We start from the raw sequence: 14,984 nt of genomic DNA, 5'->3' as shown, positions 1-14,984 counted from the left end.
CACGTTCCCCGTCCCGGCCCCGGTCCCGGTCCCGGGCCCGCAGATCCTGCCTCCTCCGCCCGCGCAACTCGTACCGGAACCCCGGTGGGCCGACGCGCCGGCCTCACTGCCACCGGCATCCCACCCTCCCGTCGTCCTGTCGACCCGCGCGAGAGAACTCACACTCGACGCCCCGCCACCGGAGCACTCGCCGACGTCAACCGTCGACTCGGTCCGCGCCGCCGCCAGCCCCCGCATGCCCGGGGAGCGTTCGCTCAGGGATGCCGTACGTGATGCCATACCGCCGGTGTTCCGGGCCGCGGAGCAGACGCCGCAGCCGCCCCGGGTGACGGTGAACATCGGGCGGGTGGAGGTACGGACCACACCGGAGCCCGGCCGGGCCGCCGCGCCCCGGCCCCGGCCGCCGCGTCGGCCGCAACCCGACCGTGCGGCCCGACCGCTGTCGCTGGGTGACTATCTGGCCCGCCGTACGGAAGAAGGAGGGCCGCGATGAGCAACCACCTCGCGGTGGCCATGGTGACCGCCGCACTCACCCGGACACTGGTCGAGGCCCTCGCCGACCCCTCCCTGGGCGGGGTGGAGAACACCGCGGTCACCACCCTGCGCCCCCAGTCGCTGGCGGCGACCGATGCGCAGGCTCGAGGGATCAATGTCTACCTGTACCGGGTCACGCCCAACGGCGCCTGGACAGTGGCCGATCTGCCGACCCGCGGTTCCGACGGCCGGTCACTCGAGGCGCGTCCTCGGCAGGCGCTCGACCTGCACTATCTGCTGACCTTCTCCGGTGACGAATCCACCCTGGAGCCCCAGCGGCTGCTGGGCCTCACCGTGAGCACGCTCGCCTCACGGCCGGTGCTGAGCCCGGAACTGATCCGCCAGTTCACGGAGGAAGCCGTCCCCCCCAATGACTGGCAGCAGTACTCGGACCTGGCGGATCAACCGGACTCGGTGCGCTTCACCCTGCAACCGATGGACCTGGAGGACTCGACCAAGCTCTGGTCGTCGCTCTTCCATTCCAACTACCGACTGTCGATCGCCTACCAGGCGACGGCAGTCCTGATCGAGGGCCGTGAGGTGCCGAAGCCGCCTCCCACGCCGGTGACGACCCGCACGATCGAGGTGGGCACGATCGACGTGCCGCCACGGAAGGCGTGAGGCGACGTGGACTGGCTCACCGCGAACCAGCGGTATCTGGTGGCCGCACTCGACGTGCTCCGCCTCCGGCTGAGCGGCGGGGACGGCCTGGAGGACGCCGCCCGCCACCGTGACGACCTCCGAAAGGCGATGCCCGCGCCCCCGGCGCTCGAGGACATCGAAGACGGCTTCGAGCTGTCGGACTTCGAGCGGGATCTGCTGCTGATGTGCGCCGGCGTCGCACTGGACACGGACTTCGCCCATGCCTGCGCCGAGGCCCAGAACGCACCGGAGCGCACCTGGGCGACCTTCGGCCTGGGCCTGGCGAAGCTGGCCAACCCGTACTGGACCGCGCTCACCCCGGCGGGGCCGCTGCGGCGCTGGCATCTGGTCGAAGTCACCCACCCGGAGACACCGACCATCAGCGCCCTGCGGATCGACGAGCGGATCCTGCACGCCCTGACCGGGGTTGCCTACCTGGATCCCAGGATTCAACCGCTCACGGTGCGACTCCCCGAGCCGGGTCCGCTCCCTGTGCCGCTGAGGGAGGCGGGCGAGCAGGTGGCTGCCCACTGGTCCCGGGCCGAGTCCGGTTGTGTTCTGCTCTACGGCCGACCGGTCCCGGACCTCAGATCGGCCGCGGTCGGGGCCTGCACGGAATTCCACGCCTCGCCCGTCTGCCTACGGGCCGCCGACCTCCCCAAGACCCCGGAGGAACGGGACCTGCTGGCGCGACTGTGCGAGCGGGAGACCGTACTGGACGGGACCGCCTGGATCATCGAGGTCGACGACACGGTCCCGGACTGCTCCCGCCTCGCCCTCGACCTGGTCGACCGCCTCGACGCCCCCACGGTCGTGATCTCACGCGAGCCGATCATGGGCTCGGGTCCCCGCGTCGAGGTGGGCCCGGCTCGGGCGGACGACGTACGGACTGTCTGGCGCGAGGCCCTCGGCCCGGCCGCAGCGGGCCTCTCGGCCTGGATCGACCGCGTGGCGGGGCAGTTCGACCTGGGCCTGGAAGCGGTCGACGCCGCGGCGGCGGAGACACTGGCCGCGCCCGAGGCCGGCACCGCGCTGTGGGAGGCCTGTCGGCGACTGGCCCGCCCCTCGCTGGACGGCCTCGCCCAGCAGATCGAGCCCCGCGCCCGCTGGGCCGACCTGGTCCTGCCCGGCCATCAGCTCCGCGTCCTCCATGAGCTGACCGCCCATGTACGGCACCGGGTCACCGTCCTGGAGGACTGGGGCTTCGCCGCCCGTACGGGTCGTGGGCTCGGCACCGCGGCGCTGTTCTCGGGGCCCAGCGGCACCGGGAAGACCCTGGCGGCGGAGGTGATCGCCGGGGAGTTGCGTCTCGACCTGTACCGGGTGGACCTGAGCCAGGTGGTGAGCAAGTACATCGGCGAGACCGAGAAGAACCTGCGCGGGGTCTTCGACGCCGCCGAGGCGGGCGGCGCGGTGCTGCTCTTCGACGAGGCCGACGCGTTGTTCGGCAAGCGGAGCGAGGTCAAGGACAGCCACGACCGGCACGCCAACATCGAGGTCGGCTACCTGCTCCAGCGGATCGAGGCCTACCGAGGGCTGGCCGTCCTCACCACCAACCTGAAGGACACCCTCGACCCGGCCTTCCTTCGGCGGCTGCGCTTCGCCCTCCACTTCCCCTTCCCGGACGCCTCTGCCCGGGCCGAGATCTGGCGCAGGGCCTTCCCCCCGGAGACCCCCACCGACGGCTTGGACCCCACCGCCCTGGCCAAACTCTCCGTCCCCGGCGGCACGATCAGCAGCATCGCCCTCTCCGCGGCCTACCTCGCGGCGGACTCCGGCGAACCTGTCCGCATGCACCACCTGCTGGCCGCCGCCCGCACCGAGTACGCCAAGCTCGAACGCCCCCTCACCACCACCGAGGTGACCGGATGGACGACGACATAACCATCCACATCGACACCCTCACCATCGACCTCACGTCTGACGCCATGGCCGCCCTCCTCGCCGGCGACCACGATGTTCTCGTCCCGGCGATCATGGCAGCTCTGCGCGACATGCCCGGCGGAACGGGCTGAGTACCGCGCCTCGTCCGGTGACCCCGATCACCCCTCTCGCAGTCGCCTCCGCTTGGCGCTGCCGCCAGAAGGTTCCCCTGGGCGTTTTCCGCTGCGGGTCGCCCTCGGCGTTCTCCCCCTCGGGGTGGCTCACCTCGACCGTGGTGCGCGAGGCGTCCACGCCGGGCAGCGCCGACACCCGGAACGAGCCGAGCCCGACCGGCTCACCGGCGGTCAGCTCCTTGGGCGCCCCGCCCTCGGCCGACTGCCCGTTCCCGGCGGCCCCGCCGACACGCACCACGTACGCGATTCCGCCGCCGTTGGCGAAGTAGCCGTACACGGACAGGCCAGGTAGGTCCCGTCGACGAAGTCGCCGAAGACGTGGACGTACTGGCTCCAGGTGGTCACGAGCGTCGGTTCGTGGAAGGGCCCTTCTCCGCGAACTCGACAAAGGCCGCGACCGCCGTCCCCACCCCTTCGATCGGGCGGGAGCCACTCTGGTCCTCCTCCACATACACACCCGGGGACAGGTACGTGGGCATCTTCGCGCTCCTCTTCGGACGACTGCGGTCAGACGAGCAGTCTCATCCGCAGCCAGCGGGCGGGGTACGGCCACTCGCGCGACGAACAGGGACGTGCGGGGTGCCTGATCGGGCACCCCGCGAGGCGCTTTCCGAGGTGCCCCATGAGACGCCTGGACAATCCCGACTTATTTCTTCATCCGGCCTTTGTAGCGTTTACGGAAACGGGCACGAGCAGCCGCGCGGGAAGCAGCGGACGACGAAGAGGACGAGGAAGTGGAAGTGGAGGAACTGGAAGCGGCCGTCTCCTCCGCATCAGAGTCCGAACCGGACCCGTAGTCGGCGTCCATCCCCGAAGAACTCAGACTCGGGGTGACCCCGTATTCGGACGGCATGTTGGACCGGTCACTGTCCGCGCGAATAGAGAAGGACTTGTGCGACGTGACACGAAGAGTCCACGAATCGAGCCACGCCTCCATCCGGCCGTCGACGTGTCCGAGTGCCCTTCCGAGCGCCACCAGCCCCGGGTTGCCGTTGAGCCAGTAACCGCCGGGTCGCTCCTGGAAGGAGATCTTCATTCCGCCGTGTTCACGGGCATAGGTGAGGGTCGCGAGGCAGCTCATACACGGACGCTTCTTGCCCGCGATCCACGCTGAATGCCCGCCGCTCGTTTTCTGCAGCGCCAGAACAAGCTTCTGCTCGGCATGAAAACTGCTACCGCCGGACAGAAAGACGATCCGCTTCGTTATTTCACCTGAATCGATGACAGCAGCGATGCCGCTCATGTCCGCCTGGAGCAGATTGTTCTCGCCGCTCCCCTGTATCGAATAGAGCATCTCCTCGGCCCCGCCACGGACAGGACGTGTTCCGGCTTTAAGGTTGCCGAACTTGTTGGCGACGGTCTCCGCCCGCACGTCGCCGTCATGCTGGGTAGTCGTGAGCATCTGCTCAAACGGATCGGCCGGCTCTTCACCGTCTTCCGCGGAAGCATATTCCCTCACATAGTCGGCTAGCTTCCCGTTCAGCTTGTCGTAAACCGCCCGAACAGAGCTGTCTAGGTTACTCGCGACAACGATTCCGCCATTCACATACATGGCCTGGAATTCCTGCTCATCTTTCTGTTCGAGCATTTTCTTCGCATACCAATAGAGCTGTGTGGAGAGATGTCGAAGTGTCTGTTCGTCCGGTCTTCTCTTGAACGAGCGGGTGCCGGAGACAGTGATCTTGTCCGTCCACATCCCGGCCATGCTGTATCTGAGGGGTTCCACGACCGGCCTGAACCTGCGGTCCACGCCCTTTTTGCCGAACCGCTCTTTGCCCTTCGCTTTCTTCTCCTCCTCGGCCTTCTCCCGGCCCTTCTCCTTCCGGGTCTTCGTCCCCCTCAGCTTGGTCGCCTTGGTACGAGCTTTGTCGGCAACCGTGGCCGCGGCGGCCCCGCCCGCGCGCTTGCCCCTCTGCACGAAGGGCCCTCGTGTGCCCGACCACGCCGCGTTCCGTCCGTACGCCGACGACCGCTGCAAGCTCGTATGGGGTTCAGAGACCGCTTCCGGCCCCAGGTCGGCCTCAGGGGTCTCCGGCATCTCAGGAGCCCGAGGGGTTCTCACCATCACCCGTGCCGCGTTCGCCTCCGCCGCGCGTTCGAAGCGGTCCGACGGGTCGCTCACGCGCAGACCGCTTCCGTTGTCGGTGCCCGCGACCGCGCCCGCGCGCTGCTGTTCGACATGCGTGAGTTCGTGGGCCAGGGTGCGCTTGTTGAGGCCGCGAGGTCCGACGACGATGTGGTTCTTGTTGGCGGTGTAGGCGTCGGCATTCACCTCGACGGCGGAGCGAGCGGCGGCCGCGTCGTCGTGGATGACCACGTCGCGGAAGCTCACACCCATCCGTGCCTCCATCTCCGAGCGCAGCGCCTCGGGCAGGGGCTTTCCCGGAGAACGCAGCACGTCGTGCACGGTGGAGCGCTGTATCGGGGCATTCCCCGGGTGCCGGTCCTCCGGTTCCGGGCCGTCGCAGCAGCCGCCGTTGTCCGTGTGGCGCTGCAGTTCCAGCAGTCGGCTGATCGCCGCGTTGCCGATGCCGCCCTGCGGGGCCAGGACGCTCTGCGGGGTCAGCGCCTCCCCCGTACGCACGGCTCGCGCGGCCTGCGCGGCCGTCTGCGATCCGGCGGTCCGCCCGTCGCGCACCGGCCCTCGTGCGTCGGCCCTGGCCTTCGGTTCCTGCCCGTGGTCGTGCATGCAACCCCCTTGCGTCATGGTGCGTCATGGTGCGGCGTGATCCCATCGGGCCTGATCGGTCTACGGCCCCGCGCGCCGGGCGTTGACCTCCGCTGCCCGCTCGAACGCATCCGACGGATCACTGAGGCGCAGCCCGCCCACGGTGTCGGTTCCGGCGACGGGCCGCCGGCGCTGATCTCCCAGCGGGTGGTGCCGGCCGGGTCGGTGACGCGGAACGCGAGCCGCTGTCCAGGCGCTCCACCGTGAACCGCGGCTGCGGTCCCGCCGCCCCCTGGGGTACCGGGACGGCCTGCGTGACATCCAGCCGGAACGTATCGGGCACACCGTCGGCGGCGTTACCGGCGCCGATCCGGATCCAGCCCGGCCAGGTCGGCCAAGCCGGACAGCGGCACGTCCGGGAACCCCGTCAGGCGCGTGAGGGGCAGGTCGGTGGGCAGCGCGACGTCCGTCGAACGCGCGACGGTCGGAGCGTCGGCACCGGGCAGCTCGGACCGCGGCAGGTCGGTCGCGGGGACGTCCGGGAGGCTGTGCTCCGGGACGTCCAGAACGCTGTGCTCGCGGTCGAGGTTCGGCGGGAACCGCTCGGACAGCAGGCCGCCGGATTCGTCGCGGGCCAGGATGTCGGCGAACACGATGACCTTGGCCTTGTCGCCGTACTCGTTCTTCAGTTCCTGCGCGAAGCTGCCGTTACGCACCAGCACCCCTTTGATCTTGATCCGGGTGCTGACCGGGAACGTCACTTCCGCCTCGGCCGGGTTCTCCGACCCCAGTTCCCGGCCCGGATGACCCTGCTCCGGCACGTCGAACTTCCAGATCACGGCCTTCTCGCTCACGAAGTTGTGCTTGGTGGGAGCACTCACGGTCGTGGACAGGATCCCCGGCCAGGAGATGGTCCTCCCGACCGTGTAGTACCCGCCGCTCGGGTAGCGCTCCGGATTCAGAATCCCGTCGAACGACGAGAAGATCTGCGCGGTGTCGCCGCGCACCACGGTGTTGTCCGGGATCACCGCGTGCCGGAAGTGGTTCCACACCCGGTGGATCCCTCTGATGTGCTCATGCCACTTGTCCACATCCTCCATGAGCCAGGACTCCGTCACCTCCCAAGTCGCGCCGCGTTCCATGGCCACCTGCTTCCAGGTCTCCAGAGCGGCGTCGGCCCGGCCCGAGAAGTTGAAATTCGCGTCCCGTACCTGCGCAGGCGTGTATCCCATCTCCTCGAAGGCGGCGAGCAGCGAATTCATCATCCGGTACCCCGAACTCAGATACACCCCGCCCCGTCCCAGGTCAACCTTCTTCCGCTTCTCCGCTTGCTGCTTGGCCTGTTCCTCTGGCGACTTGGCCTGTCCCGCGAAGAACGCCGACCGTGATGCGGCGGCATTCGCCTCCGTGGCCCAGGCACGGTCGCTGCCGGAGACGAGTTGCTGGACACCCCCCGTGATGCCCGCCTCGAGCGTGTTCCTGATCCTGTATCGGCAGAGTCTGCCCGTCCCCACGGTCCCCACGATCTCCCAGTGCGTGGAGTCCCCGGCCTCGTCGTGCCGGACGACCTTCGTCCCGGGCGTCAGCCCCGTCCCCAGCCCACCCGGCGCCCCGCCGTAGGGCACCCCTGTCGGCGGCGCCGACGTAGCGATCTGTGTGCTGGGGACAACGTCCGTGTTCGCGAAGGAATGCCGGAGCCCCGAGGCGACAGGGGGCGGCCCGGGGGTGTGTGATGCCCCGGGGCGGGCCGTCACGGAGGTCGACTTGGATTCGTGCTCCAGAGCCTGGGATCTGCGCATGGCTTCGGCAGGCCCTCCTTCGGTCAGCTCGCGCCGAGTCGGATCAGCCAGAGGGTGGGGGCGTTGAACTGCACCGAGCCGTCCTTCACCGATTCCTCCTTCCGGCATCGCATGGCAAGCACGACCTCGTTTACGCCGCTCATTTCAGCCGGCCATTCCGCGATTACCACGATCTGGGTCCAGATCGACATGTTGATCTTGCCGACGGGTTGATGAATCCCCATGCCCCAGGCAAGGCCGTTGGTGTCCTCTTGCCCTAGGAGGGTCCCGTTGACCGTGATGACCACGTCCAGAGCAACACCTGAGACCTCCGAGAGCCCGTGGCCTTGCCCGACCAACAGGAGCTCTGTGCCGGGCTCGAGGTTGACAGTGTGCCTGATCACCGGCTGCCAGTCCCTGGACGACGTTTTGTTGTCCCAGCTCGGCGCCTGCAGCATCTGGATACCGATCAGCCCTCTGTCGAGTTTGACGTCGTCGAGGCGGACCGTCTCGGAGGCGACGGCGTTCCAGTCGGCGGAGCGGATGAGGTCACCGGATTTCTTTTCCGTGAGGTTCTTGTCGAGGGACATGGCTCTCCTTAGCTGAAAACGTTCTTGTCGAATGTCGAGGAGTCGAAGCCACCCTCGGGGCGCGGGAGTTCGATCCAGAAGCAGAAGGTGAAGTCCGCTCCGCGGACGTCGTCGACGGTGGGGAGGAGCACTTCCATGGTGCCGTCGGGGCGGGGGCGGATGCGGGCGCGGCCGTTGAGAAGGCGGTCGGGGAACTCCGCAGCGACGAGGGCGCGGCTATGGAGGGTGAGGCGGCAGCGGAGGCGGTCGGGCAGTTCCTTGTTGAACAGGAGTGCCGACAGGAAGTCGACAAGAAGACGGTCCGGTGCCCAGACCAATTCCTTACCGGCGTACTCCAAGAAGCCGACGAGGTCGAGGGGCTGGGTGCCCAGGATCTGGCCGGGTTGCAGCTGCCAGGTGTGCCGTTCGGCCGGGGAGAGGGGGTAGGGCACGTCAAGGGTGACGGTGAGCACGGATTGGCCGGTGACGGGCCCGCGGACCGGGACGGCGTCGAGGCCCACGACGATACCGCCCTTGAGGAAGTCGTCCACGGTGACGCTGGTGTCATTGCCCAGGTCCTTGCCGAGCTGGCGGACGTGCTTCACGTGGAGGCCCGGTGCTCGCTCCGACGTGGGGTCCGGTCTGGCCTCGGCGAGCGGAGCGAACAGTGCACGGCAGTCGTACGCCTGGGTCCACAGACCGTCGACGAGGTCGAGCAGGGCGATGGCGGCGAAGTGGTGCTCGATACCGTCCCGCGGCTGGAAGATCGGGTCGCCGTCCTCATCGCGGGGCCATTCGACGTTTCCGGGGAGGTCGGAGTCGAGGTCGGTCAGGGAGAGGGCTGCGGTCCTGGCCGGGATGAGCCAGTAGTCGCCGGTGCGGTGGAAGACGTCCCGCATGAACTGGACCTGTACGCCGTCCTCCAGCTCGATCCAGTCGCCGGTGATCGGCACCGCTCCCTGAGAGTCCCAGCGGCGTACCACAGCACCGGGGGAGTCGAGCAGCCCGGACGAGTCGCCCGCCCATTGAGCAGTGTGCAGCTCGGTGCCGGACACCTTGCCCAGTTGGGCCAGGGCGCCGCATATGCCCAGGCGGGTGCGGGCCAGGTTGGTCACTTCCACCCACTGTCCCCTGGAGAAGCCGAGCGCCTCGTCCCGGCCCGGGGCGTCGATGGTGATCGACGAATCGGACAAGCCGACCAGCCGTGCGGCGACCGTGCCGTTGTCCCGGGACCACACAAAGGACGGGCTGCCGTCACTCCCCTCGTGGATCTCCACCCGGTACAGCTGGTTCTCCACCCGGCGGTAGCCCGCGTGCGGCGGGACGACGCTCGGTGCGGGGCGGGTCTCCGGCGGCTGCACCCGCGCCCGCGCCCGGAGCCTCCCGGGGGGCCCGCCGTCGCGCGGTGCCCAGGTCGGGGCGATCTCGGCGGGGGTGGCCTTGGGGGGGTTCGCCGGCTCCAGCCGAACCTGCCACACCGTACGGCTTCTGGTGCCCGTGTCCGGGCCGCCGAGGGCGACCTCGCGCAGTTCGGGCCGCTCCAGGGCGGTGAGGTGCTCCCGCCAGACGTCCAGATAGGCGACGTACCGGCCGTCGGCGTCGGGCAGCTCCAGCTCCGGCAGGTCGGGCTGGTTCGCCAGCTGCACCGGGCTGTCGTTCTCGCAGAGAATGCCGTCAACGTAGTAGCGGCCCCGGGACAGCCGCAGTTCCGTCGGAGGCAGGGCACGGGGTTCGCCGCCGTCCGAGCCGATGATCGCGAATCCGGCTTCGTCCTGTGGTCCGCCATGGGCGCCGATGGCATCCCGCGCGGTGGTCTCGTCGTGGTGGAGCTGGATGTCCAACTGCTCGTTCCAGTCGGCGTCGAGCTGCACCCGGCCCTGCTGCATGAGCACGCCGCGGTAGTGGTTCCCGCTGCGGAACGTCCGCCGGGTGAAGTCGCCCTTCATTGCTGTCCTTCCAGAAAAGCGTCAGTCGGGTCAGTCGGGTCGGCAAAGAAGACACCCGCTTCCAGACCGAAGCGGAGATAGTGGTCGAGCTGCGCGGTGAGGTCGGCCATCCACCACGGTTGGTGCAGAAAGTGGAAGGCACCCAGTTCGCCGCCGTCCTCCGCGCCTGTGGCGATTTCGCTCGGGCAGTCTGCGGCCAGTCGGCCGAACCCGGGGGCTCCCGGCCGTTCGGAGGTGAAGCTCGGGGCCACCCGGGCGGCGGCCGCCTGGTCGGCGGGGTGGCAGCGGTAGTGCCGGGAGACGTTGGACCTGAGCGGGGTGTAGCTGTACCGCAGATAGCCCTCCCCGCCCTCGCGGACCTTGATGCTGCCGCGCAGGATGCTGTCACTGGTCGTCAGGGTGCGGGCGAGCGTCATGCCGAGGATCGTGCAGGCCTCGATCTCGACGGTTGCGGGGGCAGCGTCCACCGCCGGCCCCCTGCCGTGCAGGATGCTGTCCGACAGGCGGAGGCCGGGCAGTGTGCCGCGCAGCCGTACCCCGGCGCAGACGGTACGGATCAGTCGTACGGTCAGACGGGGGTTGTCGGTGGCCCGCAGTTGACCGGTGAGAGTGCAGTCGGCGACCACGAGGCTGTCCAGGTCGCCGGGCCTGGCAGTGATCCCCCCTTCGACCGACAGACCGTCCAGGACCAGTTCGCCCGGGCGGGCGGCCCGTCCGCCGGGGGCAACCACCTCCAGCGAGCCGACCAGGTGCGGCCGGGGGCCGGCGGCGGCGAAGGGGCCCGGGGCGGAGTCGGGTGTGTCCGGTGGCCGAGGGGTGAGACCGGACGGCCAGTGGGCGGCGACCAGCAGCAGCCGGTTGCCCGGGGGGATCTCGATCCTCTGCTTGCCCGTGAGGTTCTCGTGGTAGGTGGCGCTGTCCATCACCACGATGACCCCGGTCTGTCCCGGTGCCTTATCCGGCCGGGTGTTCCAGGCCTGTACGGCCTCGCCGAGGGTGGTGACCACCCGCCCGTCAGAGGGCTCGGAGGTGTCCTGGGCGTGGTTGCGGCTCACTCCGATCTGCCAGTCGACGGTGTCCGGCCAGGGTGTTCCGGCAGCCGAGAGCGCGGCGGCGAGGGTCGCCCGCCGGTCGTGGGGACCGGCCCCGATGTCGCCGGGACTCCCCTGGTTGAAGTCGACCCGCACCCGGTCCGGTTCCATCCCGGGCGGCAGGGTGAACCTGCCCAGCAGCGGGTCGACGGCGACCCATGGGGGGCCGTCGGTGGTTGCGGGCGGCCGAGTCCATTCGCTGAGGTCGGCGGCGATCAGCCGGTGGGGTTCGGGGGGATCGATCCGGAACACCGGGTCGGGTCCGGAGAGGAGCTGCTCCATATGCTGATGGAGCGTCAGGCGGTGCAGTGGCGCCGGAATCTCCGTCTCCCGGGTGGGGCCGCCACGACGCCGGGTGAACAGCGGCAGGTCGCGGCCTGCCGGGTCGAAGGTCCAGCGGCCCTCCGCGGCGTCCACGGCGCGGGCGTCGACGTCGGTGTACGGGTGGGAGCTGAGCCGCCACAGATGGAGCCCGACCGCGCCGAGGTTGTACCGGCCGCGCCCGCGGTCGACATGGCGGACGTCGGCGGTGCGGGCCACCTGGTCGAAGGGGGTGCCGAGCAGCTGGAGCCGCCCGGTGTCCCGCAGGTCGGGGGTGCGCACATTGCCGGGACGTGGATGGTTGACGTGCTGGGTGGTGCCGAGCAGTTGGAAGTACTCCGCGACCTTGGCGGGCAGCCCGGTGATGTCCTGGGCCAGCTGTTCCAGGGTGGCGGGAGTGCCCTTGCGCCGCCGGTGGCGGAGGGTGTTGGCGATGAAGGCCCGTCGGGGCGCCGCTCCGTCCGGTGACGCGGCCACGGGTTCGACGCCGAGCAGGTCGCCGAGGTAGGGCAACACCCATTCGGCGCAGGTCTCCACGAACCAGTTGTCGTAGAGGCCGTCGATGTCCTCCCGCAGTCTGCGCAGTTCCTCCTCGACCGGTTCGAGCAGGGCGCGCAGCGGGTGGCCGAGTTCGGCGTCGCGGTTGCGGTGCACGGCGGGCAGCAGGTTGTACACCGGCCGGTCCTCGCTCATGACGTCATCACCTCCACGGTGAGCTCCTTCAGGACCAGCAGTTCGGCGGGGACGGCCGTGCCCGCGGCGTCGAAGTGGGCTCCGCGAGCGGGCAGCAGGGGTGTCCCTGCGACCGACCCGTCCGTCAGGCGGAGTTGGGTCAGGTTGGCGGCCACCACCCCGGGGACCCGCTGGGCGGTGGCGATCGCTTCGGCGGCGGTCACGGGCTGGGCGAAGTCGCGTCGCTCGAAGGCGTACAGCTGTGCCAGGGCGTGCTCGACCGCGCTGGACACGGTGTCCGGATCACGGTCCGGCGCGGGCAGGATCGCGACGGCGAGGGTGAAGGGCAGCTCCAGGTAGCTGCCCAGGCCGAGACGGCGGCCCGGGAGGCCGTCGGTCTCGAGGGCGGCCCGCAGGGCCGTCAGGGTGTCGTGGGAGACGGCGCCGTCCGGGGCCGCCACGGTGAGGTGGAGGAAGGGCATCGGGGCCGGGCGCAGCACGGTCGCCCTGGCCTTGGCGATCCCGGTGAAGTTCCGGGCGAAGGCCTCGTGGTCGTCCAGGGAGACGACCCGGTCGAAGGTACGGACGGTCAGCGGTGCCCGGGTTCGTACGTCGTCCGGCCGCTCGGGGGCCGTACCACCGCTGGCCGCCAGGGGGTTGTCGACGGCGCGGACGCCCAGTGGCCGTTTCACGAGCAGGGACAGGGAGCCGGCCCCGACGTTGCCCTGGGGGCCGATGCCGGTGCGGTAGGTGGCGCGGACGTTCTCCTGTCCGGACGGCAGTCGGGCGCCGCGTTCACCGTCACCGAAGACCACCGTCGCGGTGGCGTCGTCCTGAATCCGCACCACATACGTCCGGTCGTGCGGGCCGAGGGGGAACAGCGAGGAGGCCTCGGTCCAGGTGACGCCGTCGACCTGGACGGCCAGGGTGTCGCGCACCCCGCTCGCGGTCGGCGCGGAGACATGGGTGAGGTCCTTGTGCAGCAGGGTGAACCGCTGGTGGGTGGCTCTGCCGTCACCGCTGCCGAGCACCTCTTCGGTGGTCTGCCCGGCGGTCGCGGCGACGACATTGCCGAGCAACAGCACCGAGGCCGGGTCGAGTGGGTGCTCCAGGGGCCGGTCGAGGACGATCATGGTGCCGTCCTCCGCCACCGTGTCGATCAGGTGGACGGCGGTGGACGGGACACCCTGGTCGGTGGTGCCGGTCACCACGACGGGTGCCCCGGGTTTCAGTGTCACGGGCCGTTCGAGCCAAAGGCCGGGTCCGGTCACCAGGGTCGTGTCGGGTTCGTCGGCGAGTTGCAGTTGTTCGGACTGGGTGTGGACCACGGTGGCGCGGCGGTCGAACGGTGACACCTTCCCGGTGCCGCGCAGCTGCAGCCGGGTGGTGGTGGAGGTCAGGGTGAAGTCCGCTGCGGCGGACTGGTCGGCCTCGACGATCTTGTACAGCTCGTCCTGCACTCCGGGTGCCCGGAGTACCAGCCAGGAGCCCGGGAGCAGCGCGGGGTGGGCGGCGTCGAGTTCGATCACCGGACCGTCGGCCCCTTCGGGCGGGTCGGTGAGGGCGAAGCCGGGCCACTGTTCGCCGAGGTCGAAGTGGGTCTCGTCGAAGTGGTCCTGGTCGAACGCAGCTGTGTCCCGTCGGCCGGCTGCCGCGAGGTAGCTCTCCCGGACCTGGACGGGCATGGTCCGCCAGTCGGGGGCGTTGTGGCCGAAGATCGAGGCCCGCAGCCGTAGGGCGTGTACGTGTACCTCGACGGGCTTTGAGCTGGGCATGTTGAGGCCCTGGTCCCAGCCGACCACGGTGGTCGGCGGGCGTCCGGTCGGGTCGGCGGGCAGCGGCTCGACGGTGTGCAGGATGCGGAACTGCCAGGTGTGCGGCCCTTTGGCGAACCGGATCAGCAGGGCGTCGCCGGGGCGCAGTCCGGTGGTGGTTCCGGCCAGGTGGAGGCGGGTGGTGCCAAGGCCGACCAGCTGCGGGCGGCGCAGCCGCAGGCGGATCGCGTTGTGCTCGGCGACGGCCAGGAGTTCCGCGCCGGTCTCGAAGGTCTGCGGCAGTTCTCCCTGGCCGGGGACGCTCTGCACCGGTGTGCCCGCGGGTACGACGGCGCTGCCGGGCGCCCCCGGGGCGTCCTCCACGGTGAACGAGAGGTAGGCGGAGGCTGCTGCTCCGGGCCGTAGCTCGTAGCCGACGGAACGGGCGAGTTCCCGGACCGATACGCGTTCGGTGGCGGTGCGCAGAAAGCCCTCGTTGGCGATCCGCTCCTGGTAGAAGGCCACGATGTCGGCGACCGAGGCCCAGGCGTCCAGCAGGGCGACGGCGGGGTCGTCCGTGCTGTGCGTGGTGAGTCCGGGCAGCCGTCGCGACACCTCGGCCAGGCTCCGTGCGAGGGTGTCGCCGTGGGTGGTGATCCGGTACGAGAGGGCCGGGCGCCCCGGCGCGTTGGGCACCCCAGGGGCCCCGCCGGGTACGGGGGTGCTCATGAGCCGCCTTCCATGATGAAGTCGATCCGGCCGTGCTCCGGCAGGTGCGGGTCACTGGGGCAGCGAGCCACTTCGTGCGGCCCGATCGAGATCCGGCCCGGCCTCGGTTCCCCGGCGGGCGGCTGTCCCCAGCGCCCGAAGCGGTCGGGGTCGATCCACTGCACCCCGTGCACACCCATGGCTGCCTCCACCACCTGGCTCAGATGAACCGGCGCGCCGAGGG

Annotated in this window: 10 protein-coding genes and 2 pseudogenes; 4 read left to right on the top strand and 8 right to left on the bottom strand. The window is 70.0% G+C overall.

Features of this window, described 5'->3' with window-relative positions:
• The 4 genes and pseudogenes from AOK23_RS48795 to AOK23_RS47740 form a co-directional block, all read left to right on the top strand.
• Nucleotides 1-493: pseudogene (locus AOK23_RS48795) on the top strand (hypothetical protein); the annotation flags it as partial.
• Complete coding sequence (locus tag AOK23_RS07780) at nucleotides 490-1,155, top strand: Pvc16 family protein (RefSeq protein WP_055712013.1); 666 nt, start codon at nucleotides 490-492, stop codon at nucleotides 1,153-1,155. The pseudogene AOK23_RS48795 and the gene AOK23_RS07780, both read left to right, overlap by 4 nt.
• A 6-nt stretch (nucleotides 1,156-1,161) precedes the next feature.
• A complete protein-coding gene (locus AOK23_RS51365; RefSeq protein ID WP_055712012.1) occupies nucleotides 1,162-3,060 on the top strand; it encodes an ATP-binding protein in 1,899 nt (632 codons plus the stop codon).
• On the top strand, nucleotides 3,045-3,191 hold the full coding sequence (locus AOK23_RS47740; RefSeq protein ID WP_157877971.1) for a hypothetical protein: 147 nt from the start codon (nucleotides 3,045-3,047) through the stop codon (nucleotides 3,189-3,191). Before AOK23_RS51365 ends, AOK23_RS47740 begins: the two co-directional genes overlap by 16 nt.
• Nucleotides 3,192-3,288: 97 nt before the next feature.
• On the opposite strand, the pseudogene AOK23_RS46630 reads toward AOK23_RS47740, so the two are convergent.
• The 8 genes and pseudogenes from AOK23_RS46630 to AOK23_RS07740 all read right to left on the bottom strand — a co-directional run.
• Nucleotides 3,289-3,712: pseudogene (locus AOK23_RS46630) on the bottom strand (phage tail sheath family protein); the annotation flags it as partial.
• Between the two features lie 167 nt (nucleotides 3,713-3,879).
• Complete coding sequence (locus AOK23_RS48785; RefSeq protein ID WP_079049363.1) at nucleotides 3,880-5,922, bottom strand: eCIS core domain-containing protein; 2,043 nt, start codon at nucleotides 5,920-5,922, stop codon at nucleotides 3,880-3,882.
• Between the two features lie 335 nt (nucleotides 5,923-6,257).
• The gene (locus tag AOK23_RS07765; protein WP_157877970.1) at nucleotides 6,258-7,700 is read right to left on the bottom strand and encodes a hypothetical protein; all 1,443 of its coding nucleotides are present in this window, start codon (nucleotides 7,698-7,700) and stop codon (nucleotides 6,258-6,260) included.
• 23 nt (nucleotides 7,701-7,723) lie between these two features.
• Nucleotides 7,724-8,269, bottom strand: coding sequence for a hypothetical protein (locus AOK23_RS07760; RefSeq protein ID WP_055712009.1), 546 nt, complete (start codon nucleotides 8,267-8,269; stop codon nucleotides 7,724-7,726).
• An 8-nt stretch (nucleotides 8,270-8,277) separates the two neighbouring features.
• Entirely contained in the window at nucleotides 8,278-10,194 is a 1,917-nt protein-coding gene (locus tag AOK23_RS07755) for a DUF6519 domain-containing protein (protein WP_055712008.1), read from the bottom strand.
• Nucleotides 10,191-12,299: a phage tail protein gene (locus tag AOK23_RS07750; RefSeq protein ID WP_055712007.1), complete on the bottom strand. Its 2,109-nt coding sequence runs from the start codon at nucleotides 12,297-12,299 to the stop codon at nucleotides 10,191-10,193. Before AOK23_RS07750 ends, AOK23_RS07755 begins: the two co-directional genes overlap by 4 nt.
• Complete coding sequence (locus tag AOK23_RS07745; protein WP_079049361.1) at nucleotides 12,296-14,761, bottom strand: putative baseplate assembly protein; 2,466 nt, start codon at nucleotides 14,759-14,761, stop codon at nucleotides 12,296-12,298. Before AOK23_RS07745 ends, AOK23_RS07750 begins: the two co-directional genes overlap by 4 nt.
• On the bottom strand, nucleotides 14,758-14,984 hold a 227-nt coding region (locus AOK23_RS07740), incomplete at its 5' end, for a hypothetical protein (protein WP_206336144.1). The genes AOK23_RS07740 and AOK23_RS07745, both read right to left, overlap by 4 nt.

Origin of the sequence: Streptomyces torulosus (assembly GCF_001419765.1) — a bacterium.
Taxonomy (GTDB): domain Bacteria; phylum Actinomycetota; class Actinomycetes; order Streptomycetales; family Streptomycetaceae; genus Streptomyces; species Streptomyces torulosus.
The sequence above is the reverse complement of the archived record's forward strand: the minus strand, read 5'-3'. Positions and strand labels throughout refer to the sequence as shown.